The sequence below is a fragment of the Rhizobium etli CFN 42 genome (genome assembly GCF_000092045.1).
Taxonomy (GTDB): domain Bacteria; phylum Pseudomonadota; class Alphaproteobacteria; order Rhizobiales; family Rhizobiaceae; genus Rhizobium; species Rhizobium etli.
This window is the reverse complement of sequence record NC_004041.2, coordinates 140565-166496: the sequence shown is the minus strand read 5'-3', so window position 1 is coordinate 166496 and position 25932 is coordinate 140565. Positions and strand designations below refer to the sequence as shown.

The 25932-nt window shown below is 56.8% G+C and carries 21 protein-coding genes and 2 pseudogenes; 5 read left to right on the top strand and 18 right to left on the bottom strand.

From position 1 onward, the window contains the following. From RHE_RS30155 to RHE_RS30125, 7 genes are read right to left on the bottom strand one after another with little or no spacing between them, the layout of a single operon-like run. Nucleotides 1-234, bottom strand: a complete 234-nt coding sequence (locus tag RHE_RS30155) for an EexN family lipoprotein (protein WP_008537008.1) — start codon at nucleotides 232-234, stop codon at nucleotides 1-3. Next, entirely contained in the window at nucleotides 231-932 is a 702-nt protein-coding gene (gene virB5 / locus RHE_RS30150; RefSeq protein WP_011053371.1) for a P-type DNA transfer protein VirB5, read from the bottom strand. Before virB5 ends, RHE_RS30155 begins: the two co-directional genes overlap by 4 nt. Beyond that, the gene (locus RHE_RS30145; protein WP_042120098.1) at nucleotides 929-3295 is read right to left on the bottom strand and encodes a VirB4 family type IV secretion/conjugal transfer ATPase; all 2367 of its coding nucleotides are present in this window, start codon (nucleotides 3293-3295) and stop codon (nucleotides 929-931) included. The genes virB5 and RHE_RS30145 overlap by 4 nt, the downstream gene beginning before the upstream one ends. After that, nucleotides 3288-3626, bottom strand: a complete 339-nt coding sequence (locus tag RHE_RS30140; RefSeq protein WP_011053369.1) for a type IV secretion system protein VirB3 — start codon at nucleotides 3624-3626, stop codon at nucleotides 3288-3290. The genes RHE_RS30145 and RHE_RS30140 overlap by 8 nt, the downstream gene beginning before the upstream one ends. A gap of 5 nt (nucleotides 3627-3631) precedes the next feature. After that, on the bottom strand, nucleotides 3632-3931 hold the full coding sequence (locus RHE_RS30135; protein ID WP_011053368.1) for a TrbC/VirB2 family protein: 300 nt from the start codon (nucleotides 3929-3931) through the stop codon (nucleotides 3632-3634). Continuing rightward, nucleotides 3928-4596 carry a lytic transglycosylase domain-containing protein gene (locus RHE_RS30130; RefSeq protein ID WP_011053367.1) on the bottom strand — a complete coding sequence of 223 codons (669 nt, stop codon included), beginning with the start codon at nucleotides 4594-4596 and terminating at the stop codon, nucleotides 3928-3930. The genes RHE_RS30135 and RHE_RS30130 overlap by 4 nt, the downstream gene beginning before the upstream one ends. 3 nt (nucleotides 4597-4599) lie before the next feature. Beyond that, a complete protein-coding gene (locus tag RHE_RS30125) occupies nucleotides 4600-5136 on the bottom strand; it encodes a hypothetical protein (protein WP_011053366.1) in 537 nt (178 codons plus the stop codon). A gap of 98 nt (nucleotides 5137-5234) precedes the next feature. On the opposite strand from RHE_RS30125, the gene RHE_RS30120 reads away from it, so the two are divergent. After that, nucleotides 5235-5606 carry a hypothetical protein gene (locus tag RHE_RS30120; protein ID WP_042120136.1) on the top strand — a complete coding sequence of 124 codons (372 nt, stop codon included), beginning with the start codon at nucleotides 5235-5237 and terminating at the stop codon, nucleotides 5604-5606. Between the two features lie 742 nt (nucleotides 5607-6348). On the opposite strand, the pseudogene RHE_RS30115 reads toward RHE_RS30120, so the two are convergent. Further along, nucleotides 6349-7264 (bottom strand): annotated as a pseudogene (locus tag RHE_RS30115) (ArdC family protein). 294 nt (nucleotides 7265-7558) lie between these two features. On the opposite strand from RHE_RS30115, the pseudogene groEL reads away from it, so the two are divergent. After that, nucleotides 7559-7782 (top strand): annotated as a pseudogene (groEL, locus tag RHE_RS34725) (chaperonin GroEL); the annotation flags it as partial. Nucleotides 7783-8529: 747 nt separating this feature from the next. Here groEL and RHE_RS30105 read toward each other — a convergent pair. The 10 genes from RHE_RS30105 to RHE_RS30060 form a co-directional block, all read right to left on the bottom strand. After that, nucleotides 8530-11328 carry a sensor domain-containing protein gene (locus tag RHE_RS30105; RefSeq protein WP_011053362.1) on the bottom strand — a complete coding sequence of 933 codons (2799 nt, stop codon included), beginning with the start codon at nucleotides 11326-11328 and terminating at the stop codon, nucleotides 8530-8532. A gap of 175 nt (nucleotides 11329-11503) precedes the next feature. Further along, entirely contained in the window at nucleotides 11504-13765 is a 2262-nt protein-coding gene (locus tag RHE_RS30100) for a methyl-accepting chemotaxis protein (protein WP_008534399.1), read from the bottom strand. A 292-nt stretch (nucleotides 13766-14057) separates the two neighbouring features. After that, nucleotides 14058-15023: a helix-turn-helix transcriptional regulator gene (locus tag RHE_RS30095; RefSeq protein WP_008534397.1), complete on the bottom strand. Its 966-nt coding sequence runs from the start codon at nucleotides 15021-15023 to the stop codon at nucleotides 14058-14060. Between the two features lie 296 nt (nucleotides 15024-15319). Further along, a complete protein-coding gene (locus tag RHE_RS30090) occupies nucleotides 15320-16585 on the bottom strand; it encodes an NAD(P)/FAD-dependent oxidoreductase (RefSeq protein WP_004671504.1) in 1266 nt (421 codons plus the stop codon). 63 nt (nucleotides 16586-16648) lie between these two features. Beyond that, entirely contained in the window at nucleotides 16649-16960 is a 312-nt protein-coding gene (locus tag RHE_RS30085; protein ID WP_004671505.1) for a putative quinol monooxygenase, read from the bottom strand. Between the two features lie 12 nt (nucleotides 16961-16972). Next, nucleotides 16973-18076, bottom strand: a complete 1104-nt coding sequence (locus RHE_RS30080) for an NAD(P)-dependent alcohol dehydrogenase (RefSeq protein WP_004671507.1) — start codon at nucleotides 18074-18076, stop codon at nucleotides 16973-16975. A 58-nt stretch (nucleotides 18077-18134) separates the two neighbouring features. After that, nucleotides 18135-19133 (bottom strand): ABC transporter permease, encoded by a 999-nt coding sequence (locus RHE_RS30075; protein WP_026188838.1) that lies wholly within the window; start codon nucleotides 19131-19133, stop codon nucleotides 18135-18137. A gap of 5 nt (nucleotides 19134-19138) precedes the next feature. Further along, nucleotides 19139-20080 (bottom strand): ABC transporter permease, encoded by a 942-nt coding sequence (locus RHE_RS30070; protein ID WP_004671512.1) that lies wholly within the window; start codon nucleotides 20078-20080, stop codon nucleotides 19139-19141. A 12-nt stretch (nucleotides 20081-20092) separates the two neighbouring features. Beyond that, nucleotides 20093-21622, bottom strand: coding sequence for a sugar ABC transporter ATP-binding protein (locus RHE_RS30065; RefSeq protein WP_004671513.1), 1530 nt, complete (start codon nucleotides 21620-21622; stop codon nucleotides 20093-20095). Nucleotides 21623-21677: 55 nt separating this feature from the next. After that, on the bottom strand, nucleotides 21678-22766 hold the full coding sequence (locus RHE_RS30060; protein ID WP_004671515.1) for a substrate-binding domain-containing protein: 1089 nt from the start codon (nucleotides 22764-22766) through the stop codon (nucleotides 21678-21680). A 255-nt stretch (nucleotides 22767-23021) separates the two neighbouring features. Here RHE_RS30060 and RHE_RS30055 point away from each other — a divergent pair, with 255 nt between their 5' ends. From RHE_RS30055 to RHE_RS30045, 3 genes are all read left to right on the top strand, one after another. Continuing rightward, a complete protein-coding gene (locus RHE_RS30055; RefSeq protein WP_008534389.1) occupies nucleotides 23022-23651 on the top strand; it encodes a 2,3-bisphosphoglycerate-dependent phosphoglycerate mutase in 630 nt (209 codons plus the stop codon). 364 nt (nucleotides 23652-24015) lie between these two features. Then, nucleotides 24016-25122, top strand: coding sequence for an NAD(P)-dependent alcohol dehydrogenase (locus RHE_RS30050; protein WP_004671520.1), 1107 nt, complete (start codon nucleotides 24016-24018; stop codon nucleotides 25120-25122). Nucleotides 25123-25311: 189 nt separating this feature from the next. Further along, nucleotides 25312-25896 (top strand): hypothetical protein, encoded by a 585-nt coding sequence (locus RHE_RS30045; RefSeq protein ID WP_042120096.1) that lies wholly within the window; start codon nucleotides 25312-25314, stop codon nucleotides 25894-25896. The last annotated feature ends 36 nt before the right edge of the window (nucleotides 25897-25932 follow it).

Below are 25932 nucleotides of genomic sequence, written 5' to 3'. Positions count from 1 at the left end.
TCAGCCTCCCAACGATTTACCCATCCGCTCCAGCCGCAGCTTGCCGTCGGCTGCCTCGGCGTTGCGGCAATTGGGCGTATCACGGAGTTCTCCGGGATTGTTACGGCATTCGCCGATGATTTTCGCGAGCAGAGCATCGTCCGCCATGAACTCATCGACCGTGTAAATCTTCTCCGCCTGCGGGGAGCAGGCCGCCAGAAAAAGCATTGCCGCGCTAAAAAGAAGCCACTTCATTTGAGCGCCGCTCCCATCGTGTCCATGCGCTTGCGCCAGTCCTCGGCCTTGCGTTGGTCATCGACCTGCACCTGGGCCTGCTGGACCATCTGCAGGCCCTGCATGCGCAAGACGTCGGTTTGCAAGAAGGCGGTTTCGGCCTGGAGGCGGGCCTGCAGATCGGCGATGTCCTTGGCGTCGGCAGCACCGGAGATTTTCTGGCGAAGCTCATCGATGCCGCCGATGCGCTTGGTCGCCGCATCGTAGATCTGCCGGCCGAGGCTCATCTGCCCGGCGTTCTGGTTCTGGATGCGCGACAGTTCCTGCGCATAGAAATCGTCGGCATCGGTGCGGTAGGTGGAATTGTCTTGAAGGAATTTGGAAGCGGAACTACCGAAGACGCCGCTGCCGGAACCTTTGAACAGCCCCTCGATCGCGTTGAAGTCCTGCGGAAGCGCCTTGCGGATCGACGGATCGTTCAGCAGGTTGGCGACGTCGGCCATGTTGGTGATCTTGTTCAGCGAGCCGTAGAGCTGCTGGGCTTGTTGGAGCTGCTGGTTCAAGGCGTCGAGCTGGGACTTCAGCTGCGCGATGCTCTCGATTTGCTTGGCGATCGATGTCTGATCGATGACGGGGATGCCCTGCGCCGATGCTAGCATCGCCGACGCCAAAAGAGCGGCCGATACAAACAATGGCCGCATCGTTCCTGTTCGGATCATGCTGTCTTCCTCCTCTGATGAAACACGGCAAGCCAGTCCTCCCGTCCCTCGCCGATCTCCAAACGGATAGCATCGGCAAGCTCGACATTGGCGGTCCGGCCGGAGAGGATGGCAAGTTCGTCGTCGAAGCCGTTGAGGTTCAGCTCGGCGACAACGCTGTTGTGCCCCTGCTTGACGATGAACCGGCGGCTCTCGACGGAGAGTTCGCGCGAGACGAGCTCGAATTCGCGCTCCGTCAGCTTGAAGCCGTCGACATAGTCGGCGCGGTCGCCGCGCGGGTTCGGAAGAAAGATCTGTGTCGGGCACTGCTCGATGATCGTGTGGGCGATCGGCGAGACGATGGCATCGCGCGGGCTCTGGGTCGCAAACAGCATGAGACCGTTCTGCTTGCGGATCGTCTTGAGTTTGTTCTGGGCGAGATCACGAAAGCCTTCGTCCTGCAGCGCCTTCCAGAACTCGTCGATGACAATGATGATGCGACGCCCGTCGATCAGCTGCTCGATCCGATAGAACAGGTAGGCCATCAACGGCGTGCGGATCTCCTCATTGTCGAGGAAATCGGTCATGTCGTAGCCGATGAACCTGGCGCCGATGCCGATATCGTCAGCCTCGTTGTCGAATACCCAGCCGAGCGGGCCGCCCTTTTCCCATCGTCGGAGACGTGCGGCAATGCCCTCGGGATCGGTGTTGTTGAGGAAGGTGCGCAGGGCGCCGATGGAGCGACGCTCCACCGGCAGGTCCGCCACCCCGTCGACCGCCAAGGCGATGTCGCGCAACTCGGTAATCGATAATTCGCCAGGTCCGGATCGGACCAGCTTGGCGATCCAACCGGTGAGGAATACTTTGTTTTCCGCAGTGAATTCCAATGCTTTCAACGGCGCGCAGCCGGTGGCGACACCATTCTTCAGCGGCAGATAGGTGCCGCCAGCCGCTCGCACGAAGAGATCGGCGCCACGGTCCTTGTCGAAGAAGACCATATGCGGACCATGCTTTTCGAGCTGGGACAGCATGAAGTTCAACAGCACCGTCTTGCCCGTGCCCGACGGGCCGCAGACGAAACTGTTGCCGAGATCGCCGTGATGAAAGTTGAAATAGAAGGGCGAGCCGGACGCGGTCTTGAGCATGGCGACCGCCGGTCCCCACTCGTTGCCGTCCTTCTTGCCCGCCGGATAGGAATGATAGGGAGCAAGGGCTGCGAAGTTGCGGGAGGTGATCGCTCCCGAGCGCGCGCGATAGCGGAAATTGCCCGGCAGTTGTGCCCACCAGGCAGCCTCGAGCCCAAGATCCTCGCGGGCGACGACCGCGCCGCCGCTGGTGAGATAGGCGCGCGCCTTCGCCATGTGATCGGTCAGTTCCTTGACCGAGGGAGCGAAGACGGCAAGCGTAAGATGATGTTCCCCAAGAACGAAGCGATTGGATTCGAGATCGTCCATCGCCTCACCGAGTTCTTCGATCTGCGAGGCTGCCTTGTCGCCGGCACTGACCATCTGGTTCTGCTTGCGACCCATGATCGTGCGGGCATCGGCCTTTGAGGTGAAGGCGAAGGACTGCGTCAGGATGAGCTCGAAAGGTGCGGTCAGGATAGCGTCGAGCATGCCGCTGCGCGTCGTCGCCGGATATTCCTTGAAGCCGAACATGCCGGCATAGCGGCTGTCGGCCTCGTGACGGATTTCAATGGTCTCGCGCCCGAAAATGACCCTATCGGAATAGATCGCCGAGGAAATTCGTCCCTCCGTCAATGGGATCGGCTCCCGCCGTCCACCGACGATCTGGTGGAGAACTTCGCTCGGCTCGGAGAACAGGATGCCGTCATGTTCGTGGAGGGTAAGCTGCCGCGGGCCAAAGCGCTGCAGGCCGGCGGCGACATCCGCCACGTGGTCACGCAGATGCTTCAGAGCCTGCCCGTCAAGTTCGGTATCGGATCGGCGCGCCTTGCTGAGTCGAGAGAGAAGCTTGGCCGCCTTTTCGGCAGGATCCCGGCCGGGATGCCAGACAAGGGTGAGGTAGAGATCGTTGCGAAACAGGTTTTCATTCACCATCCGCTCCCGATATCGCGCGTTCAGACCGTCGGAAAAGGGATTGGCGAAGCGTCCCTCGGGATAGGCATTGTCGCGGCGGCGCACCACATGCGTCCAGAGCGCCAGTCGCTCGTCGGCGATATTGCGATAGAGCGTGTTCAGGCTGCGGTGCAGGCCGTTGAGATCCCTGACGTCTGATGTCTCGAAGGAAACGCCGTCGAGAGCGATCATTGTCATCAACGCTCGGGATTCGAGCGCAATCGTCGTCTCGTCGACATGCCTGACATAGGGAATGAAGGTCTCCGGCCCTAGCTCGCGCGACCGGAGCGTCGCAATGTTAGACAAAGCTGAGATCCCTTTCGTCATAACGCCGGGTGAGCGTCAGAGGCGAGAGCGTGGCGCCGCCCCAATACGCGGTATTGCGGGAGCGGCCACGGGTTTCGATCCACGCAATCAGGATCCGAAACATATTGTGGTCGTGCTTGACGAGCGCGCGAAACAGGACATGGAAAACGATACCGACCAGCGCGTAGGCGATTGATCCCGCAGTGATATAAAGGATGGTCGTCAGCATGATGTTGACGCCCATCGCCTCCATCGTCACGCCAGCGATCATTGCCGGGCGCGTGCAGGCGAGAAACAACGTGTCGTCTTCGAGACTCGGAATGCTCGCCATAGCGCTCAATTCCCGACGATGGTATTGACCAGCTCGGTGGCGCCGAAAATGCCGCCGATCCCGATGATCCAGAAGCCGGCCCGCCTCAAATCCATGTAGCCAAACATCCAGGCGATGGAGATAATGATGACGGCGATGACGGCCAGTAGGCGGGCGATATTGCCAGTCAGCATGTCGACGATGTTCTGCAAAACGGTTTCGATACCGGCGGCCTGGGCGAAGGCTGGCTCGACCAGGCAGATGACAATGGCGGCCGCCATCAGCGTGGATGCGGCAAGGGGGCGAAGAGGGGCTTTGGAGATCATTCACTTTGCTCCGATCGATCATTCTGGAAAACGAGAACCGAGGATTGCCGCCCTGAGCTGAACACGTCCCAGGATGGGGCCTCGACGGTTTGGGAGGGTTGTAAAGGCGGTTCGGGAAGTGCTGGTACCACCTCATCCTGTGGCTGCCCGCCAGACCCGGCCTGGTCACCGCGTTCGCCAATGGTGAGCGAGGCAAGCGTCGGCGATAACTGCTTTGCTTCCTGGAGTACCTGCTCGTCATATTTGACCATGGCGCCGAGGGATGGATCATCGCGGCCATAATAGGACTGGAGCATCACCCTTTCGGCCTGAGCCGGATCCCCCGCGCGTAATGCGGCGCGGTAGTATCCGTCGAGAAGCGTGGCCGTGGCCTTGAGGTTCCGGCAGGGATCGAAGGCGTCGGCGACGGATAGATTCAGTTTCTGAAGGTGCTCGATGCCAAGGCCGCCAAGGCCGATCTGGATATCCTGGCGATCGGCAATCAGGGACGTGGCAACCTCGATCGCCTCCGCCTTCGATGCGGGTTGAGCAGCGAGTGGTGGGCCGCTGTTGATGCGGATGGCGAAGGGCTGAAACCGGCTCTCGAGGCTAACAACGCCGGCCAGCGTCTGCACCTGAACCATCGGCGCACAGGTTTGCGCGATTTCGACGAAGGCAGCACCCATCGGTCAGTACCAAACGCGCTGTTTACCGGCGCCGTCGATGGTGACATCGACATAGTGCGGCTGCGATCGCACATTCGGACGACTTATCGGATAGCCCATGCACTGGCGGTGCCCGTCCACGCGCTGCCAATGTGGCGACAGGACCGAATTGTCGCGGGAAGTATAGTCGTTCCCATCCCAGCAGAGGCTGTTGCTCACCGGCTGCGGCGATGTCGACACACAGGTTGCTTGCCGACCGCCGCGACCGCTATCAGTCGTGAGCTTGTACCCCGCATCGCAATAATAGGGTTCATAGCCCGGCCGCGAACTCTGAAAACCGACGCCGCTACAGGTCGGGAATGAGTGCCCCTCGGCAAGCTCCCGCCACAGCTTCTGGATCGGCGGCCGGCATTCTGCATATTGCGTCGGCCCGCCGGGATTGGAAAGGCATAGGATAACCTGGCATCCCCAGTCCTCGGCCCGCGCTTTGCTGCCGAAAATAAGATAGGGTGGCGCAACGAAGCAGATCGTAAGCAGTGAATTCAGGAGAAGGCTTTTCATGAACAGGATCCTTCGAGACGATGGCGCCCTATTGCGTTTCGGGAGACCCAATCTGCCTGCCCGCATTCATACTGCCGTATATAACACAGTTAAATGACATGACAAGCGCGATTAAAACGCAATGGCACAACCTTGCCTTCTCCGGACTCATTCTCCATGAGATCCTCGACCATCCGTTGGAGGACGAGACCCCCCAGGCGAGGCTGAAGCAGATCGGCATGATGACGATCCTCTACACGATGACTCAGGCCCACCAGAAGCTAACACTCTCTAATATCATTGAGATTACCGAGCTAACACGCAGCGGTGTGAAGGAGACGGTCGACCTTTTGGTAAAGCGAGGAATGCTTTTGGAGACGATGGGGAAGAACGCCATGGGCCGGGGGACGGCGCGGCAATTCGAGATCTCTCAGGACCTCCTGAGCAAGCTGAGCTCTTTCCGCGCCAGCCAGGAGGCGGGGTTAAACTGACTGATTTTCGGCCTTTAGTGAGGCGAGATAGCGAATCATCCGCCAGCCCGATCGCATGGCTGCCGGTAGTCATCAGGGACGATCAGGCAACCCGTCCGCAGGCGGGTTTCAATCAAACAATGAAGAGTATCGGAGAAATCAGCATAGCGGCGCCGTGAGGCGGATTTCGGGAATTCTCGCCCCGCTAAGGGCGGAACAAGGGCAGCCGCAGGAGCCTCAGCATAGCGGCCGTCAAGGGAGGCGGGACCGACTGCCCCCGCCCGTGCGTTCCCTATCTCCGTCGCCGCTCAGCATATGGAGCGCGTTGCGCACCGGCGAACTCGGCTGGAACATGACCTACCGGTGAGGGCGCCAAAGCAATATTTTTTGCTAGTTCCAAATAAATCATCCGACGACCCGCTGTCATCAACGCTTCTCTCGATGCTACGCACGACGACTCCTTCGCGCGGGACATCGTTCTCGTTCGCCCTCGGCGGACGATGGCTTCCGCCATCGCGATGCTAAGGGAGGATCTGCCGGAGGAGGTTGCAAGCCTGGACAGTCGCGTGATTTTCAGCATCGACGGTCGAGGGGATGCGCTGGTTCTCACCACGGGGCCGCATGACGACGCCGTCGGAAATACGCCCCACTAGCTGCGCGAGGTCAATGCGTGACGATTTTAGACGCCGGTTCGCGGGATAGGAGCTTGCGGCCGTCGGGTCGCGGCAGTGGGCGGCGTCCGGGTGGCTGATAAGGAGGCGGCTCAAGCCGCCTCCTCCTTGTTGAGATCCGGCTGCAGGTCATGCAGGTAGTCGACGGCCCGTTGCGCATGAGCTGCCGCTGAAAAGATGGCGCGCTTGTCGTTGCCGAGAACCTTGAGCCAGCTGTCGAGATAGCTCGCGTGGTCGGGGCGCGGTTCGAGCTCTGGAACGACACCCGGCGCAGAGAAAGCAGCTGCCAAGTTCGGCAATGAGCTCTTCGCGGGCGCGTTCGCTCCTGTCTTTCGCGTAGCGGCTCAGATCCCGATCGAGCCTTCGCGGTGCAGCGGTCCAGTGCGTCATCTCGTGACTGAGGACGGCGACGTAGGAGGCATCGTGCCGGAAGGCGTCGACGCATGGCATCTGGATGTAGTCCCGAGCAGGAGCATAATAGGCCGCCGATCCACCGTGGCGGATCAGGGCGCCGGTATTGGCAAAGAAGCGGCCGGCAGCACCGATGCGGCTCATCCAATCCTGGTCAGGCGCGATGGAATGGGCAAGGCCATTGAGCCCGGTGATCTGATCGGTGTTGAACACGGTGTAGGTTTTGAGAAAGGGGATATCCCGTTCGATTTCGGCGCCTGTCTCCGTCGTCTCGGCGCGAATGAAAGAGCTGGCAAAGACGACGGTCGTGCCGGTTTCGCCCCTGCGAACGGCGCCGCCAAGCTCGATTGCCTGACGAAACGTCATCCACCTTGGTGATGCGAAGCCGCGGGCGATGGCTTCAGACCAGAGGAGCAGAACATTGATGCCGGTGTATGGTTGGCCATTGTGGCGCAGTGGCCGGCTGACCTCGGCCGTCCCGCCTCCCGCCGTCCACGGCTTGGTCCATGGACGGACGCCCTGTTCGAGATCGGCGATGATCTTGGTGGTGATGCGGCTGTAGATATCGGATCGTTGATTGGATTGCTGCCTGTTCATGTCTGAACCTCCGTTCGAGGTCGCGGCCATCGCGACCTGCTACGGCGGTCCAAAAGCCGGGCTGCAAGCGCGGCCCGCACCCGCAGGGCCGCAACGAAGTGGAGGACGGCAAAGCCGTTGTGGGCGGCGCGAGCCTGGCAGGACCAAAAGCCGGGGCAGGACGGGATGCAGCAACACCACGGCGAGACTGGTTTGAAACCCAGGCAGAAATGAAAAATCCAGTCTATTACGCAAGGCGGGAGCGTCCGGGATGAATCGATGGACCCGAAGCGTGGCATCGACCTTGCGCGGCCGTTCCTCGTCGACGCAATGGAGAAGGTTAGCTACGAGAGTGCCATTTCGTCGAGGAAGCCAAGACCGCCGAGACCAAACTCGTAGTCTTCGCGCGCATGCAATTCGACCCGTACCTCAGCCCCTACTTCGTCGCCAACCAGGACAAGATGCGGGTAGAGTTCGAGGATCCGTATATCCTCATCCACGAAAAGAAGCTATCGAACCTGCAGTCCTTGCTGCCGGTAAGTTGAGGTCTGATGGAGCATTCCAATCGGCCGACCGCCTTCAGCAAATAGGCAGAACCATTACGAAATCACGGCGCAATCGCTGGCGTTTTTTTCCGCCACCCGTTCAAATGGCCGAAAGTTTCGAGTTGATCGAATTGAAGCTCCCGTGTTCGGGAAGTGGTGGGATCCGGGAACGTTTGGCAAGATTCAACGAACCACTGGCCGCCACGCCCAGAGAGGGTCATAGGGAATACGATGACAAGCGCGGACGCTCAGTCGTTCAGTCAGGTTGCGAGCACGTATCAGCTTGGGATCGGTATGACTCACATAGCGCCTCCAACTGATTTACGGCACTAGCCAAATCGTGAAGTTCCGATTTCAGCGATTGGATGATGTCGAAATGTCCGGAGCCATTCGAATTCGCAGTTGAACTTTTCAAATCCGCAGAATTTCTATTCGGATGGGGAAATGGGATGAGCTTTTGCACGGTTATGCTTTTGACGATATTGACTCAGAATAGTAGATTGTACTGGGCAAGTCTTTGCAATGGCAATCGAAAGCGAAAACACGTCAACGTATGTTTCGTCGCGCAATTCGGTACAGGGCCTGCATATTTCGGAACATCAAAGCACCTGAAGTTTTCAGTAGTTCCTGTTGGTCCGCGTTTTATCCAATCGCCCAGAGTAGTTTGGGCTTCCGTTGGATGAGTGCGGTATAAACAGCGCCGCAGGTGGCGTGGATCCTGCGCGCTGTTAGCCGTAGGCTTCACGCGGTTCGGGTCCCAACAGATGCGGGAGGCAAGCGCATGAGTGCCACCCCTTCCTCTGCGGGCATCGGCGTAAGATGGGAATCACCGCGAGAGAACTCGGGCACTGCGTTTGCAGCGAGAAGTTCGGACTTCGGGATGGGCTTGCTATAGTAGAACCCCTGTGCCACAGCGCAGCCGCTTTCAGCCAAGAATTTTTCTTGATCGACCGTCTCCACGCCCTCAGCGACTACATTTTGCCCTAGGCAGCGCGCAATTGAGAGAATTGCCTTGACCAGTTCTCTACTTCGCTTGTCGGATCGATTGATGAATGACCGGTCAATTTTGAGGGTATCAATGGGAAAGTTAGCCAAATAGCTCAGAGATGAGTAGCCGGTGCCGAAATCATCGATCGCTATGGAAATTCCGCTCGCATGCAATTGAGAGAGTGTCGTCGAAACGCCCTCGCAGTTATGGAGCAGGAGACTCTCAGTTATTTCAACCTCGATCCACTCCGCACGACAACCGGTTTCCTGCAATACGTCCGCCACCGTTTGCGACAAACGCGGGCATTGAAACTGCTTAGGAGACAAATTTATCGCAATCTTGTGCGGGGGCAGTCCATCTGCATTCATGACGGCAGCCGTGCAACACGCCTCATGCAGCACCCATCGTCCAAGATCGATGATCAATCCCGTTTCCTCGGCGACACCTATGAATTCTCCCGGAGGGATCATTCCCATCTTCGGATGATGCCATCGTAGCAGTGCTTCTGAACCGATCACCTTTCCGTTGTCCAATAGGACCTTTGGCTGATAATGGAGTTCAAGTTGCTCATGTTTCAAAGCTAGGCGTAGGTCTGATTCTAGCGCTAGGCGCTTTTCAGCCCCAATCGTGAGATCCTTTGAGTAGAAGCGGAAGTTGCTACGCCCCGAGCGCTTCGCCAAATACATCGCAGAATCCGCATATTTCACCAAATCGTCGGGAGCGTCGCCGTCATTTGGAAATACCGATATCCCGATGCTGCAGGATACAAAGATCTCCCTGTCGGAAAGCATGAAGCGTTCGCCGAATGCGGCAAGCATTCTGCTGGCAATTTGAGCCAAATCGTCATTGTCCTGAACATTGGGCAGCAAGACTGCAAATTCATCTCCACCGAGTCTCGCCACGGTGTCGCTGGCACGGACGCCTTTTTTCATGCGTGTCGCCACCTGCCGCAGCAACTCGTCACCGACGGGATGTCCCATAGTGTCATTGATCGCTTTGAAATGGTCCATATCGATCAGCATCACCCCGGCTCGCTGGCCCGCCGAAGCCGCGTCCCCGATCATCTCGCGTAGCCGTTCATTGAAAAGTGTCCGGTTAGGCAGGCCGGTCAGAGAATCGTAGAATGCCATCTGATGGATTTTCTTACGGGACGTGTCCAGTTCGGTGATATCGCGGGCGACGCCGAGGATCCCCATCAGCTTTCCCCCCGTGAATACCGGAACCTTACGAGTCTCCAAAAGCGTTGATCGACCGTCCTCGTGAGCGGTAAACCGTTCCTCATTGATGAGAATACGGCCGGCTTGCATGGCCTCCTCATCCTTGTCACGAAAAAACTGGGCGAGTTCGGGAGTAAACAGGTCATAATCCGTTTTCCCGACGATTTCCGCTTCTGCCTTGCCGACCAATTCTTCGAAGGCATGATTGCACAACAGATATTTGCCTGTTACGTCTTTCAGCCATACCATATCCGGAATGGTCTGCAGGACACTTAGGAGGCGAGCCCGAGCTTCAATAGTCGTGCCCTCGGCGTGCTTTCGTTCGGTAATATCGCGAGATAACACCAGAAAAGTGACGGTTGAGTGATTGCTGCTTGGTCGCCTTGCGACCGACAGTTCAAACCAACGGGATTCGCCGTTTGGTAGGGCTATACGGACACAACGACCGTAGGAGGCGCCGGTTTCATCGGCTTCTTCAAGAGCCAGCATAGCGATGTCGGCCTGATCTGGAGGGAGCACATCGCGGACAAGCTTGCCGAGCAGCACTTCTTTTCGCTGCGCCAGGATCTCCTGATTCCTTGCCCAGACCTGCAGGTAGCGACCGTCGGCATTTACCTCGAACAGAACGTCAGGAATGGCGGCAATAATTCCCTCTGCGAATTCAAGAGCCTCTTTGAGATCATGCTCCGCACGTTTTCGCTCTGTGATGTCCAACATCGCGCCAACCAAGCCGATCCTGTTACCAGCGATATCAGTGATTGCGGTCTTGCTGAGTAAAAGATCAACGACACCACCATTCTCGGTGGTGGCCTTTGCTTCATATTGCTGAACACCGCCATTTGCAAAAAGCGCCTCGTCCAACGCGGCATACGTCTCGGCTATGGGTGCGGGCACCAAATCGAAAACGGTTTTTCCGATAATATCTCCCTTTGAGCGGCCGGAGAAGCTTTCGAAGGCCCTGTTGCAACCAAGGTGTATCCCATCTCTGTTTTTGAAGAAGACGGGTAACGGGATCGCGTCGAGTACGACGGCACTGGACATCTCTTCGGCGTTGAATGGCAAGTCGATGTTTGTCGCAGGATGCCGCGGATTCGCCCGGAAAGCCTTCTCAAACGGTTGCTTCAGACTTGCGACATCTGCGTCGTGACCGTGCGATGGCCGGACAACGGAGGCTTCCGAAAATGGCGGGGCCGTGCCCGTGGCAAGCGGAGGGCTGGCATTGACCGCGTTGCGGAAGGCTCCACGCCCCTGGTCGATTTGAGCATCAGTCGGCATCTGCACTTCCACAGGCTGTTCGGGGCGGGATGTGCGTTCCGATTGACGTACGTGTTTCATGTGCCTGTCCTGCTTTGTCACGTGGCTGAGCAATCATGCGTCAAGCCAGCATTTTGTTAGGACCGCACAAGTCATTTGGCGGAGTACCATGCCGCTACCCCACCGGGATATCGCTCTCATTCAGAATCATCAAAGACGTGTATTTGCATGTGGTCGGCGACGCCGCCCATATCATTTAGAACGCTTGCCAATCATCATTCGAAGGCGCGAGCACCAGGTTACCACGGCGCATCGGATAGTCTCCGCGGTCAACCATTGTCTGACCGGGCGGGAAGCTCTTCCCAAGTTCGCCCGTGACCTTCTGTGGCTTCCCGCTCTCGTCTTTGAAGTGGAAATGTTTCAACAGTGCGGCTAGGCTTTGGCTCTCTTGAGCGAGGTGCGATCCTGCAGTATTCATCTCCGCGACCATGCTCGCATTTTCTTGAGTGGCATGGTCCATATGGTTAACCGCGCCGTTGATCTCGCGCAGGCCCGACGATTGTTCCTGGGAGGCCGTTGCGATTGCGTCCATATGAAGATTTACATCCTGCACAAGCTCTTCAATCGTTCTCAGGCCCGATCCGGTTTCACTCACGAGCCTTACGCCTTCGTCGACGGCAAGAGCTGAATTGCCGATGAGATCCTTGATTTCTTTTGCCGCTGTCGCTGAGCGCTGTGCAAGCTCCCTGACCTCCTGGGCAACAACCGCAAAGCCTTTTCCCGCGTCGCCAGCACGCGCTGCTTCGACGCCGGCGTTCAGCGCCAGGAGGTTCGTTTGGAAGGCGATCGCGTCGATGACGCTGATGATCTGGGAAATCTGCTTGGAGGAGTTTTCAATGCGATTCATGGCGCCGATAGCATCGCGTACAACCCGACCGGACATTTCCGCATGATCTCGCATCTGTTGGACGGCTCCGCGCGCCTCAGCCGTCCTCTTCGTGGTCGATGCAACGTTGACGGTTATCTCCTCCAACGCCGCTGCAGTTTCCTCGAGCGAAGCCGCCTGCTGCTCCGTGCGTCTTGAAAGATTTTCAGATGCGGCCGAGACGCCCGAGCTGCCATTCGTGACCGTTTCGACTGAATGGCCGACGGTAACAAGCACGTCCCGGAGCTGACGAATGGAAGCGTTGAAATCCCTGCGCAAACTTTCAAACTGTGGCGCTAACGGCTCCTCAATTTCATAAATCAAGTCTCCATCCGCCATCCGCTTCAACCCGGTTGCCAATGCCGTCGTCGCTCGGATGAGGCGCTCTTCTGCTTCTTTTTCCGCCCTTACCTGAATATCCAGCTTCTCTTGGTCAGAACGAATGCGCTCAGCTTCCGCGGATGTCTCCAGGTTACTTTTCTGTATGGCCGCGCCGCGGAAAAACTCAAGGCAACGCGCCATGTCCCCGATCTCGTCGCGTCGGATCGTCAAGGGCACCGGCGCCGACGTATCGCCTTCTGCGAGTGCCTTCATTCGGCTTGTCAGAGTCCGAATGGAGCTTGAAATTCTCCGAACGACCGAAATGCACAAAATGAGTACCGTAGACATGATCAGAAGCGTGGCGCCGGAGTAGCCGATAAAGGCATTGCGAAGATCGGCGTAACGCTGAAATGCCATCTCGTCCAACTCGTCGCCGGTGCGCATAATGAGTGCGGTCAACAAAGCAGCCCGCTGTTGGGTGATTTCATTCCATCGATCCAACGTCTCGGGGGGGAAGGAAACGCCCGGCTGGTTTGCATACATCTGATCGCGAACGCCCGCGATGAACTTGCCTGCGGCGCTGGCCTCGAAGTCGTCATAAGATTTGACGAGATCGGCGGGGAGAAATTCCTGCATCGCAGGCACATAAAGCTGCTTTAGATTTTTTGACTGTAAGAGGGACGAAAATAGATCGACGGACATGGCTGAATTTTTGACGTAGGCTCGGCCGGGCCTGATCTCCAGCAAACTAGCTTCCGTGATCTGCATGAGCGCGTGAAAACCGGTAATTTGGCGTGCTAAATCCAAATCATTGACAGTCGCCCCAGTGCGACGGACGAGCTCCAAGCCCGCAAGGGCAGCTGGGCGCAAAGCAACAGCTCCCTCCGCCTCGCTAGCCGTTCCGTCATCGACGCGCCGGCGGAAGCTATCGATATTGTCCCGCCTTTCACGAATGATCTGTACCGCCCGTTCTATGGCCGGATCGTCGAATGCCTTTTTCCAAGAGTCGTAAGCGGAAAAGACCGCTGTAAAAGCCCTGTCCGATGCAGCTTGCTTTGCCCGACGCACGTCGGCGCCTGCAAACGCTTCCGCCGCTATAGCTTGGGCGAGGAATCCGCCTTCCCGCCCAAGTCGCTGCGTTGTTTGTGCGCTGCGGAAGGTAGAGTATTCTCGGTAATATCCCAGTGATGTTGATACTCCGATGATTACGAACGCCGTCAACGGGATAATTGCCAAAATCATTAAAAGTAGAGATAGCGGCAGTCTCGACATATGTTCCTCATAGACGACTATAAATTACACCGGCTTCCATTAGCGACGCGGTCCAGAACATTGCGACATTGACCGCTATGTGTGAGATGACCTCGGCATAATTACTATAAGATTAACCCCTGTAGTGGTCTTGAACTGCGTTGCGCAGATCGGAACATCGTCGCGTTCAGGGGATCATCTGCAAGACAGATCTTGGGCCGAGGCAGTCGGCTTTTCTGGAGAGTGCTGTTGCTGCAAGCCTTGAGGACGGTCGAGCGTGCCGGCTGATCGTAGCTCGGTCGGCGCAATCTGCTTATGATATACGCAATGTTTCCGAGGGAAGTACCCCATAGCGCTTGCGATAGTCCGCAGAAAATCTGCCTCTATGCACGAAGCCCCATTTCAGAGCGACCTGCGTGACCGAGAGGCCAGGTTCGCCTGTCATCAGTTCCTGATGCACTAATTCCAACCGTAGGTGCTGCAGGAATGCCAGAGGGGTCGTATTCCGAAAGTTGCGAAAACCGCTTTGAAGAGTGCGTCGGCTTACGCCACAAGCCGTTGCGATTTCCTCAAGAGATAGCGGCCGAGTAATATTGGCACGCATATAGTCGACCGCCCGCTTAACGGCCTTGGGTAAGGGTGATTCAGCAACGCGGCATAACTCAGATGAGTAGCGATGCTGCGCAGCTTCGATCAAAAGCTCCATCGTCGTTTCAGTGAGGTGATGAAGTGCTATCGGTGATTGAAGGAGGGTTCCGTCTCGTAATCCAGCATACAGCACTGGTACCAGTTGAACCAAAAGGGAGCCGAACCCGACCGATAGGTCGATTTCTGGCGAAAAATCGAGGCTGCCTCTTATTGGCGTATTGAGCCGACATCCCAAACGGCGCGTCAGCTCATCATGGGCGATCCTAAGCCCCAAATGTTTCCTGGGCCCAATGAATTGGGTCGTACTCGCCGACATACTGTTCACGAAAACGCCCCGCGTTCCCTCTGACGGGATTTGTCTGCCGTCAACGGTAACGACCGATCGCCCATGTAGTGGAAGCATGATGATGTTTGCCTCCGCCGGTCCCCGGTGCTGGACGGTTAGGTCGCCCTCGTAGTGCGCGGCAATAACTGCAATCGGACCATTGGTAATCGCATGTACATCGTAGGCGATCGTCTTATCGCCATGTACATGCGCTTCAGATTGCGGGGAAAGCCTCGAAAGCGCTGCCGCGAGTTCCTCGCTGCAGGTACCTTTGAGCGAGAAATGGTCAATCTTAGAGGGGGACACTCTCAACTCTCCACATCATCACTTCCTTCCCGAAACGGTATTCAAGCATGAGGCCCGCCTATCGCTAACGACAGGCGGACAGGGCAATTGACTTGTCGCGGCCAGTCCTCGCCGTGAATTCGACGCAGTCGAAGTCGCCTAAGTTGATAGTGCGAAGATCAATCATTGTTATATATGGAACTCCGACAGAATTGTTACCTGCTGCCAACCATCGCTTCGCAACCGATTCCCAAATGTCTGGCCTTTGATGGTCTCCATTCACGGCCCAGCAGACTCGGGCGTGCTCGCGCTAGCGACTAAACCTCATCCTTTAAGGTTTCTTTTTGCGTGATCAAACGTGCGGAGTGATGGCCGGAAACAAAGATCCATAGCCAGCTTAGTCCCACTGCCAATCTGCTCCTCGTACCTATCAGGAAGTAGATATGGGCAAGCCCCCAAATCCACCATGCAATTCCGCCCTTGAGCCGGATCTTCCCAAAGTCGATAACAGCCGAATTCGGCCCGATGGTAGCCAGGTTTCCCAGATGCCTATATCTGAACGCACTTGGAGTGGGTGTACCCAGACGTCGTGCTTCAATTACCGAAGCGACATATTTGCCTTGCTGTTTGGCGGCGGGAGCCACTCCGGGGACGGGTGTTCCATCAGCGGCCTTCACGGAGGCAGTATCTCCAATAATAAAAATCTCGGGCTTACCGCCAACAGTCAGATCTGGCTGCACGACCGCCCTACCCGCCCTGTCCTTTTCAGCACCGACCCAGGCGGCGGCGTTCGACGCTTGCACCCCCGCAGCCCAGATGACGGTCCGGCTTGAAACGAACTCATCTCCGATCGCGATGCCGTTCTCGTTGCATGCCGTCACGGGAATGCCTGTTCTCACTTCGACGCCCATCTTGATTAGCGACTGCTCGGCATATCTCGAAAGTGCTTCCGGGAACACGGGTAGGACACGTGGACCTGCCTCGATGAGAAGGATGCGCGCCGATCTGGTGTCGATGCTACGGAACTCCTCAACAAGGGTTCGTTGGGCCAGTTGCGCTATAATCCCAGCCATCTCCACGCCTGTCGGGCCTGCTCCGATTATGCTGAACGTGAGCATTGCCTTCCGCCGTTCGGGATCAGCCTCCAATTCGGCCTTCTCAAACGCGAGAAGAAGCCGCCGCCGGATGGTCGTCGCGTCTTCGAGTGCCTTTAGCCCGGGCGCAAACGGCTCCCACTCGTCCCGGCCAAAATAGGCGTGCCTTGCACCTGTCGCGAGAACGAGCGTGTCATAGGGAATAGCATTCCCATCCTTGAGCGATACTACGCGTGCCTCGGTATCAACGCCAACAACCTCGCCCAGCAGCGTCGATACATCCTTTCGTCCTCTGAACAATGCTCTGATGGGCCAGGCTATCTCCGAGGTTGCCAATACAGTCGTGGCAACTTGGTAGAGGAGCGGTTGAAAGAGGTGATGGTTGCGCCTGTCGACGATCGTTATGGAAGTGTCGGGACACTTGAGGTCCTTCGCTAACTGGAGTCCGGCAAAGCCACCGCCGACTACGACAACTCGATGCGTATCCATTTCGTCTCCCTCAAACCTGCGCGCTCGGGGCGCGCGCCTCGTAGAAATGGCCATTGCGCCCGATCAGTCGCTGATACGGGTATTTACATTAATCGACGGTGGACTCACCAACAGTGGAAGAAGAGGCTCCAGCACCCGCTTGACATTAGGATGTTCGCCATGGCCAACGACAGCCGCCTCATTCTGCCAGCCGTCTAAGATGATGAAAGTGTTCGGATCGTCCGACCGCTGGTAGAGGTCGTAGTAGAGACAACCAGACTCTTCGCGGGCGGGTCCAATGAATTCCTGAAGGAGTTCTTTTACGCGATTTCGATTTTGGGACGTGGTTTTGAATTCAACGACAAGGTGCTGTTCCTCTGACTTCTTCGATGTCATTTGCGCTGGCTCCTAATTGAAAACGACGACCGGCTTGATCACTCGCCCGGCTTCGGCGTCCGCGATCGCTTCGTTGATCTTCTCGAAGGGATACTTGGTGATCAATTTTTGGAAGGGGAAAAGCCCAGCCTGATTAAGATCCATCATCTGCGGAATGAACAGCTGTGGAATCTGATCACCAAGGATCGCACCCTGGATCTTGCGATTGAACACCATTAGATCGAGGGGGATGGGAATGTCGTTCCCGAGCGCGTCGAGGCCGAGCAAGACAACGTGCCCGCCGGCACGGGTGCACTTGATCGAGTTCAGAATAACCGGAATGATGCCAACTGCGTCGATCGCGAAGTCGGCACCGCCGCCCGTCAGCGCATGGATCTGGTTGACTACGTCGGGATCTTTGCCGTTGATCGCATGTGTGGCACCAAGCCCCATGGCCATGTCTAGCCTCTGCTGATTCAGATCTATGATGATAATCTTGCTGCACCGACGAACTTTGGCGGCCATCACGGCGGCCATGCCGACAGCACCTGCGCCGAAAACGGCTATCGTCGACCCTATTTCCGGCTTCATCGCGTTTATCACTGTTCCTGCACCCGTTGCCATGCCGCACCCGAGTGGCGCAGCGTCGGTAAGGTCGAGGTCTGTTTTCGGCAAAAGCGCTGCATTGTTTTCAGTCGCAAGGATATGCGTCGCAAAGGACGACTGGCCCACGAAATTGCTGCCAATGCCAACTTCATCGCAGAGCAATGCCTTCTTACCATTCGGACGAAGCCCCGTAAGATTGTACTGGGTATAGTTTTGGCAGTTCATTGGGTGAGAACGGCGGCAGTCGGCGCAGAATCCGCATGAGCTCTGGCTCAGTGCGACGTGATCACCCACTTTGAGGCTCTGAACTTCTGGTCCGACCGCCTCGACGACGCCGACGCCTTCGTGCCCCGGGATCACCGGTGCCGGCGGGCCAAAAATACCGTCGCGAAGCAGCAAGTCCGTGTGGCAGATCCCGCTCGCAACCGTGCGAACCAGGATCTCGTTGCCTTCGGGGTCAGCCAGTTCGAGTTCACGGAATTCCAGCGGGCTCTTTGGCTTCACGGCGACAGCCGCAGTGATTTTCACCATTATATTCTCCTGCGTTCTCCCGCAATTGCTACGGGAATGACTTGATCGGCCCGACGGACTAGACGCGACCCGCGCGCGCACCGTAGATGATTGCGGCAAATGCAATGATCACGCCCTGGACGATAAGCTTGCCCGGCTCCTGGATGCCGAAGACGGTCAGCATCGCGAACAGGAAGCTGAAGGCAACGACGGCAACGAACGGCCCGGCGACGCCGCCCCGGTCGACGCCGAACGTCACACCGCCGAGGATCGTGGCGGCGAGAGCATTCATGAAGGTGTCGAAGCCTGGCTTGATGGTGCCGACCGCCAACGCGGATACCTGGACCAGGGCCGCGATGCCTGTCAGGGCGCCCGCGAGCGTGTGCGAGACAAAAATCGTACGTGCCAACGGAATTCCTGTAGTTTCCGCCGCCCTCGGATTGTCGCCGACGGCCCTGAAGTAACGCCCGACGATGAGAAAGCGAAATGCGATAGAAATCAGGGCGGCGATGACGATCCACAGGACCACGGAATAGGAAAGGCCGTGGATATTGCCGCTCGTAAGTATTCGAAGCCAGCTTGGCGTTGAACCGGGCGCGCGGCCGGCGCTCATGTATTGGACGATCCCAATCAGAATGGCCGAAACACTTAGTGTGGAGATAACGGCAGAAGCGCGCACGTATGCTACGAGTATTCCGTTTACACCCCCCACAGCTAGCCCAATCACAACAGGCATGAGGACGGTCATTAGCGGTGGATAGTTGTTGAGCTGGCCCGAGCTGGCCAGATAAATCGCGAACGCGAAAATACCGCTGACAGAGAGATCGATGGATCGCACCCGCATGACAAGCGACTGGGCGAGCACCGCGATCCCGAGCGGCGCTGACTGCTTGAGGATTACAAACCAGTAGTTGGGATTTATGAGCGTGGCGCTCACTGCTGGAGCAACCGCAACCAGGATTGCGAGCACATAGTATGCGGGCGGTAGCCCGAGTATCCACGAAATGGCGCTCTTACCCCTCAATGAGCGAGATGGTGCTTCAGTTTTCGAGTCTGATGTGGTCATCGAGAAGTCCATTTCTTTCAAAGTCCGATTGTTTTGCGTCGCTGCGAAACGACGAGTACGAGAAGCAACACACCCTTGACGACCGACTGAAGAAATGCAGAGACGTTGGCCAGATTCATCACATTATTCACTGTCCCGAGGATCGCCGCGCCAACGACGGTTCCCACAATGCTTCCGATGCCCCCGGCGAGGTGGACCCCACCCAATGCTGCAGCCGTTACAGACTCAATCCCGAATGAAGCGCCGCCCTTAGGATCACCCGATGCAAGGCGACCTGCAAGAAACATCCCCGCAGCGCATGCGAATAGAGCGGAAAGAACATACGCTTTGATGATGGTGCGCTCGACGGGAACACCGTTCATCCGTGCGTTGAAGTCATTGCCGCCGGAAGCGAAGAGGTAGAGGCCGAAGGGACGACGATAGAGAATCCAGGATGCGAAGAGCGATGCCGTGATCAACCAAAACAATGAGTTAGGTACGGGGCCGATGGATCCGGCTACCGAGCCGGAAAGCCACTCCGGCACGCGCCCGCCTGGGATTGGCAAAATGATCAACGCGATACCTTGGCCGATGCCCATTGTTGTCAGCGTCATGATGATTGGATGTACATTGAGGCGCGCGACACCGTAACCGTTCGCTACTCCGAACCCCATCGCCACCGCGATGCAGATAAGCACGCGGGTTATCTCAGGAAGATCAAGCGTCATGATCGTCGTCGTTAGACTGATGACGGACCCAACCGACACGTCGAGGCCGCCAGTGAGAATGACGAACGTCTGACCGAGAGCCGAGATGACGAGCACCGTCGATTGCGCCAGGAGATTAGACAAATTCTCCGGATCCATGAAGTCCGGCAATAATATTACCGAGGCGACAACCATCACCAGGAGCGTTCCAATGGAAAGCCCGATCGCTCCCGCGCGATAAGGGAGCTTCAGGCGACTGGCAAATGAATTCATAAGTTATCCTCCTCAATGCACCGCAGCACGGGGATCCGGTGACGCACTCGCCCCCAGCGCAGTCTCGAGGATTCTTTCCTCGGTCGCCCCCTCTGCGGACATCTGCCCGACGATCTTCCTGTCATGAACGACCAAAATGCTGTCGCAGAGCCCTATAAGCTCAGCGTGCTCGCGCGACGAAACCACGACCGCACCGCCACGATCACTGAAGTCCCGCAGCAATCTGTAAATCTCTGCCTTTGCACCGACGTCGACGCCGCGCGTGGGCTCCTCAATAACGAGGATGTCCACTCCGGAGAGCAACCAGCGGCCCAGCAGCACCTTCTGCTGATTCCCGCCCGAGAGTTTACCTACGGGCGCATTGGGATCGGCGGCCGCAACTCGTAACGACTTGATCACCTCGCGGACCCTCGACACCGATCGCCACGCAACGCTTGCCATATTCCGATTGAGCTGTTTTCCCAGCGCGATGTTGTCGTAGATAGGCAGGCGCAGGAACAGCCCTTCCTGCTTCCTGTCCTCAGGGATAAAACCGATTCCTGATGCGACCGCGCGAGCGAACCCTGACCCTACATTCACCACGTGCATGCTGTTGTCGGGGCCGGCACGCCACACGGCGATGGCCTTTGGCGATTCAACGCCCACAATGGCACGCATTATCTCTCGCTGGCCCTGTCCTTCGAGCCCTGCCAGCCCGATGATTTCACCTTTTCTGACAACGAAAGTGACTGTCGAGCTGCTGTCGTCGAGGCGCAAGTCCGAAACCTCCAGCATTGCCGCTCCGGTGGCCTGCGAGCGCGGCGGAAAGAAGTTCTGAAGTTCGCGACCAACCATTGTCGCTACCAGCGTTTGCAAGTTGAAGTCCTGCGCTCTTGCAGTCCTTACCCAAGCGCCATCTTTCATGACGGTGATGGTGTCGCATAGTTCGAAGACTTCATTCATGCGATGAGAGATGTAGACGACAGCCTTATGTTGAGCCTTAAGGTCGCGGATAACCTTGAAAAGATGCGCGACATCGGTCGAGTTCAACGCCGCCGTTGGCTCGTCGAAGATGAATACGTCCGCGTTCGACGTAAGTCCCTTCGCGATCTCTACTGCCTGCTGCTGCGCGACAGTCAGTGTCTCGACGATCGCGGTTGCGTCGAGCTGTGGAAATACGTCAGCCAGCAAAGCGCGAGCGCGTTTCACTACCTCGACGCTATCGATCGAACCGTCAATGCGACGAGGTTCGTGGCCCAGGAACATGTTCTCAGCAACGGTGAGATTGGGGATCAGGGTAAACTCCTGAAACACCGTCGACACTCCCGCCAACCGTGCCTCCTTAGGGGAACGGAAATTGACTTCCTCCCCGCGGAGCCGAACACTTCCTGCGCCCGGCTGATATACCCCCGCCAGAATACGCATCAGGGTGGACTTCCCCGCGCCGTTTTCCCCCATCAGAGCGTGCACGGAGCCACGTTCCAGGGAAAAGCGAACGTCCGAAAGGACTTTCGTGAAACCAAACGATTTGTTGATGCCGACCATCTCGACAAGCGTGCTCATGGGAATTTCCATCTTCGACAGGGATACGGGCACGAGTGATCGTGCCCGTAGTTCATCAAGCCTTGAAATAATCAAGGAGCTTTTCGTTCGGCATTTCGGTCGGCGCCCAGTACGCATCAGTGAGATCTGCGCGATAGAACTGGGAGAGCGTCTCGTCGGTGATCGGCTTGGGGCGGTTCGTCCAGTTACGCTGAATCGGCTTCCCATCCAGCAAGGCGAAGGCGGCCCGTAGCGCGGCAGTAGACAGAGCGGGTGGGCAAATCGGACCGATCGAGGAAAGTTTTTCGTCATTCCAACGACGCATCCAGCCGTTAAGTGCTTCGCCCGTGATTGGCGGGATCGTTGAGGCGCCAGCCTCCTGCAAGGCATCCAAAACGCCAAGAGACATGTTGGCTCCATCGGTCCAGATGCCCGCGACATCTGGGTCGGAGAGATACAAGCTTTCGGCGATCTTCTTTGAGTCCTCATAAGACCAGCTTCCGTGCTGGGTCGACGTGATCTGAAGTCCAGACTTGCTGAAGACTTCCATGGCGCCTGCATAACGATCTGCATCGATGGGATGCCCGGCGACGCCACGCAGAACCCATACCTTGCCCTTGTTGCCAAGCTTGTCGACGAGGAACTGAGCCATCACGCGCCCGAAATAGAAGTCGTCGCCCTGGACCTGAACCGTAAACTCCTCGGTGTCGACGCGTCCGAGATAGACTACGGTTGGAATGCCAGCAGCCTTTGCCTTCTTGATGCCCTCGACGGCGGAACCGGTGGTTAGCGGTGCGATGATGATCGCATCGACCTTCTGGGCGATCAGATCCTCGATATCGGCAACTTGTTTGGAGGCATTGAGATCAGCGCTCCGGAACTGGTAATCAGCGATCCGATCCTTGTTCTTTTTTATTTCATATTCGGCTTCAAACGCCGTCTGGTAGGTATGCGTTGAACCAGCGAGGCCGTAGTGGCTGTGTCCGATCTTCCACGGGCCTGACTTCTTGAACTTACCCGCGTCGACAATTGGGTTGGCGCCTTCGGAGGGCCAAGTGTCAGGTAGGAGACTGATCGCGTCGTCGGCGCGAAGAATCCCCGGCATTCCGAACGTGCCGGCTACAGCAATTGCCCCGCTCGCTTGTAGAAATGTACGTCTCTTCATGAAAATTCCTCCTCCGGCCGCTCTGGGCGGCATTGTCTGTTAAGGCGAGAGCCTTGCCTTCCCAAGCCGTGCCGGACTCTCCTCAATACGGCGGAGTGCATTGGTATGAGCTATCAGACAATCTGTCAATAAATATAAACTTCGACGTTTGTTTTTTCGACATCGTTTTGTTTTCACTTGCACATAGTCGCACTTGACGGATTGTCCGATAGTGCGACAATATTCGTGTTCGCTAAATCGATGGGAGGGTTATGAATGTCCACTCTGGTGATTGTCCGGCATGGCCAAAGCGAAGGGAACGCGCGCGGGGAGTTCACGGGTACGAGCGACGTGCCGCTCACACAGGAGGGCTGGTCTGAGAGCAGGCGAGCCGGCTCACTGCTCGCGAACCTCGGCATCTCGTTCGATATTGCGTTTAGTTCTGCCCTCTTGCGCACAGTCGACACTTGCAGAGCGATTTTGAACGAAACCAACGGCGATCTGCTGGAGCCAATCAGGAGAACCGAGTTGAACGAACGCGACTACGGACAGCTCACCGGCATCAACAAGAACGTGGCACGTGAGCGGTGGGGCCAGGATGTTGTCCAGGTTTGGCGCCGCTCGTACAGCACTCCACCACCTGGGGGAGAAAGCATACGGGACATAAGCGCGAGGGTTCTGCCCTTTTTGATAAGCGAAGTGTTCCCCCCCTTGTTGAGAGGGAAATCGGTTCTTGTGGTGGCCCACGGGAATACGATCAGGTCACTAAAGCAGGGCATCGAACGCCTCACGATCCAGGATACGCTCGCTATTGAGTCACCGACCGCCGCGCCAACTGTATACCGGATTGCGTCGGACCTCTCGATCATCGAGAAGACTAACGTCCTGGTTGGTACTGTCTGTTAAGCCTGGCTGGCAGTAGCATCGTTTGTAGTCGGTTGAACTTGGCAATACCGGTGTCTCGAAGCTGTCGATAGCCTTCAGAACCGGCTCGACGTCGGCAAGCGACGCCATCCGGCTCGCCTCACACGTTGCTACTAAATTTTCGTCTGCCGATCTTTCAGCCCAAAGCGGGACAAAACGCATGCTCCCTTTCGAACATGCATCGGAACCCTTTGATCACTTCAAATCAGCGTTCACTCGTGACTTTGCAAAAATGCAGCCCTGCTCCGGTTGAACTGATCTAATTTAATAGAGTAATTATTGACTGATTGTCTGACGATGAGTACGTTCGCGCGAATTGCGTTGTGAGCCTTGGAGGAACAGTTACATGAAGCAGGCATATGCGGCGGTCTCGCGCGAAAAGGCGAAGCCCTTGATCTTGGAGTGCATAGGGATTGAGGAACCTCGTGCAGACGAGATTTTGGTCCGCATCGTCGCATCGGGGGTATGTCATACCGACCTGGTGGTCAGGGACCAGGGATATGACGTACCTCAACCTGTTGTGTTGGGACACGAAGGCTCTGGCGTCGTCGAGGCCGTCGGGAGCGCAGTTAAAGATCTTGTGCCCGGTGATCACGTTGCTTTGAGCTACGCCTATTGCGGCAAGTGCGAAAAGTGCCTTTCCGGTACACCTTTCTACTGCGAGGACTTCTTCGGTCGCAATTTCCGCGGCACTCGTCCGGATGGCACCTGCCCGATCCATGATTCTCACGGGAAACAGATTAGTGGCTGCTTCTTCGAGCAGTCGTCTTTTGCAACCTACGCCATCGCCAGCGAACGAAACGCCGTGAAGGTTGCAAAGGATGTTCCACTCGAGTTGATCGGACCGCTCGGGTGCGGGCTTCAGACCGGTGCTGGCGCGGTACTGAATTGCCTCAAGCCGAAGCCCGGCTCGTCAATAGCAGTGTTCGGTGCTGGTGCGGTTGGAATGGCGGCTACGATGGCCGCGAAAATCGCCGGATGCGCGACCATCATCGTGATCGACTTGAACGATGAACGGCTGGAACTTTCGCGCGAACTCGGGGCGACGCACACGATAAATGCCCGCAAATTGGACAGCGTTGCCGCGATCAGGAAGATCGTCCCCGCAGGCGTTGATTTCAGCTTGGAATGCACGAGTTCGCCGCGAGTTTTCCGTCAGGCAGTCGACTGCCTTGGTACGCCGGGAACATGCGGTCTCGTTGGCTCGTCCGCTCTCGGCACTGAAGGCACGATCGATATCGGGAACTTCCTTTTCGGCCGCACATTGATCGGCGTTGTCGAAGGACAAAGCGTTCCGTCCGAGTTCGTCCCGCAGTTGATCGAGTATTGGCAGCAGGGACTTTTCCCGTTCGACAAACTGGTTCAGTTCTATGACCTCGACCAGATCAACGAGGCGATGGCTGATTCCGAGAGCGGCAAAGTCATTAAGCCGATCCTTCGCATGAAGCATTAGTTTTGCGAGACTTTTCGAAAGACAAGACGGACCGCGATTAAATGCGATCCGTAAGCGATGTGCCGCTCACACCTCGACAAAGAAGCAGTTTTTTGATGGCTTGGAGCGGGGTCGCAACAGCCATGTCATTGTCTTCCAACATTTGCGGTGTTACTCAACCTCGAGTGTTACTTCGGAAGTGGTTATTGGATGAAGGACGAGGTCAACGAAGATATTTTCGATCACGTAGCCAAGAAGATTAAGGCAGATCAAAATATTGCAAGCCGACAGTTAGGCATCATTTGCGCCACCATCGCAGCCTATGGTGCCGTGATATTCTTTGCGTTTCTCATTTTTCGAGCCCACCCGTCAATATCCTGCGAGTTTGTCAATAACCAGGTTATGCTGCGGTTTTGGCCCCCAAATACCGCGATACTATCTGCTTTAAAAACAAGTCGTTATTCGCAGTCTGATCAATGCCTGTTGATCGCAATGCGATCCCTTGCCAGCGTGGTCATGCTTCCTGCCGTCGTCGTGTTTCTTGTAAAGCAACTGTTTGCATCCGACAGCTACCACGTCCAGGGAATGATGACAGCGTTCATCATTATATTAGCTGCCAGCTTGGCGTCGGCGTATATCGGTCCAACTGAGCATTATTCGCGTTATCGAATGAGCTTCGAGTCGCCGATAGAGGTGAACATCTGGAAGAGTATGATCCACATCTTTGGATTTTACCTAGCCGCATTCGTACTTGCATTTAGGCTTCCCGCTTACATCAGATCAACCCGTAGATAGCGTTAATCGTAGCCGACGGAACGATAAGGTTCCTAT

What these genes read in the sequence shown, in the direction of transcription:
- RHE_RS30080 (WP_004671507.1), bottom strand. Translation starts at nt 18,076, where the DNA reads ATGGTGAAAATCACTGCGGCTGTCGCCGTGAAGCCAAAGAGCCCGCTG.
- RHE_RS30130 (WP_011053367.1), bottom strand. Translation starts at nt 4,596, where the DNA reads ATGGGTGCTGCCTTCGTCGAAATCGCGCAAACCTGTGCGCCGATGGTT.
- RHE_RS30050 (WP_004671520.1), top strand. Translation starts at nt 24,016, where the DNA reads ATGAAGCAGGCATATGCGGCGGTCTCGCGCGAAAAGGCGAAGCCCTTG.
- RHE_RS30140 (WP_011053369.1), bottom strand. Translation starts at nt 3,626, where the DNA reads ATGGCGAGCATTCCGAGTCTCGAAGACGACACGTTGTTTCTCGCCTGC.
- RHE_RS30105 (WP_011053362.1), bottom strand. Translation starts at nt 11,328, where the DNA reads ATGAAACACGTACGTCAATCGGAACGCACATCCCGCCCCGAACAGCCT.
- RHE_RS30125 (WP_011053366.1), bottom strand. Translation starts at nt 5,136, where the DNA reads ATGAAAAGCCTTCTCCTGAATTCACTGCTTACGATCTGCTTCGTTGCG.
- RHE_RS30100 (WP_008534399.1), bottom strand. Translation starts at nt 13,765, where the DNA reads ATGTCGAGACTGCCGCTATCTCTACTTTTAATGATTTTGGCAATTATC.
- RHE_RS30055 (WP_008534389.1), top strand. Translation starts at nt 23,022, where the DNA reads ATGTCCACTCTGGTGATTGTCCGGCATGGCCAAAGCGAAGGGAACGCG.
- RHE_RS30070 (WP_004671512.1), bottom strand. Translation starts at nt 20,080, where the DNA reads ATGAATTCATTTGCCAGTCGCCTGAAGCTCCCTTATCGCGCGGGAGCG.
- RHE_RS30075 (WP_026188838.1), bottom strand. Translation starts at nt 19,133, where the DNA reads ATGGACTTCTCGATGACCACATCAGACTCGAAAACTGAAGCACCATCT.
- RHE_RS30045 (WP_042120096.1), top strand. Translation starts at nt 25,312, where the DNA reads ATGAAGGACGAGGTCAACGAAGATATTTTCGATCACGTAGCCAAGAAG.
- RHE_RS30065 (WP_004671513.1), bottom strand. Translation starts at nt 21,622, where the DNA reads ATGAGCACGCTTGTCGAGATGGTCGGCATCAACAAATCGTTTGGTTTC.
- RHE_RS30120 (WP_042120136.1), top strand. Translation starts at nt 5,235, where the DNA reads ATGACAAGCGCGATTAAAACGCAATGGCACAACCTTGCCTTCTCCGGA.
- RHE_RS30060 (WP_004671515.1), bottom strand. Translation starts at nt 22,766, where the DNA reads ATGAAGAGACGTACATTTCTACAAGCGAGCGGGGCAATTGCTGTAGCC.
- virB5 (WP_011053371.1), bottom strand. Translation starts at nt 932, where the DNA reads ATGATCCGAACAGGAACGATGCGGCCATTGTTTGTATCGGCCGCTCTT.
- RHE_RS30090 (WP_004671504.1), bottom strand. Translation starts at nt 16,585, where the DNA reads ATGGATACGCATCGAGTTGTCGTAGTCGGCGGTGGCTTTGCCGGACTC.
- RHE_RS30085 (WP_004671505.1), bottom strand. Translation starts at nt 16,960, where the DNA reads ATGACATCGAAGAAGTCAGAGGAACAGCACCTTGTCGTTGAATTCAAA.
- RHE_RS30155 (WP_008537008.1), bottom strand. Translation starts at nt 234, where the DNA reads ATGAAGTGGCTTCTTTTTAGCGCGGCAATGCTTTTTCTGGCGGCCTGC.
- RHE_RS30135 (WP_011053368.1), bottom strand. Translation starts at nt 3,931, where the DNA reads ATGATCTCCAAAGCCCCTCTTCGCCCCCTTGCCGCATCCACGCTGATG.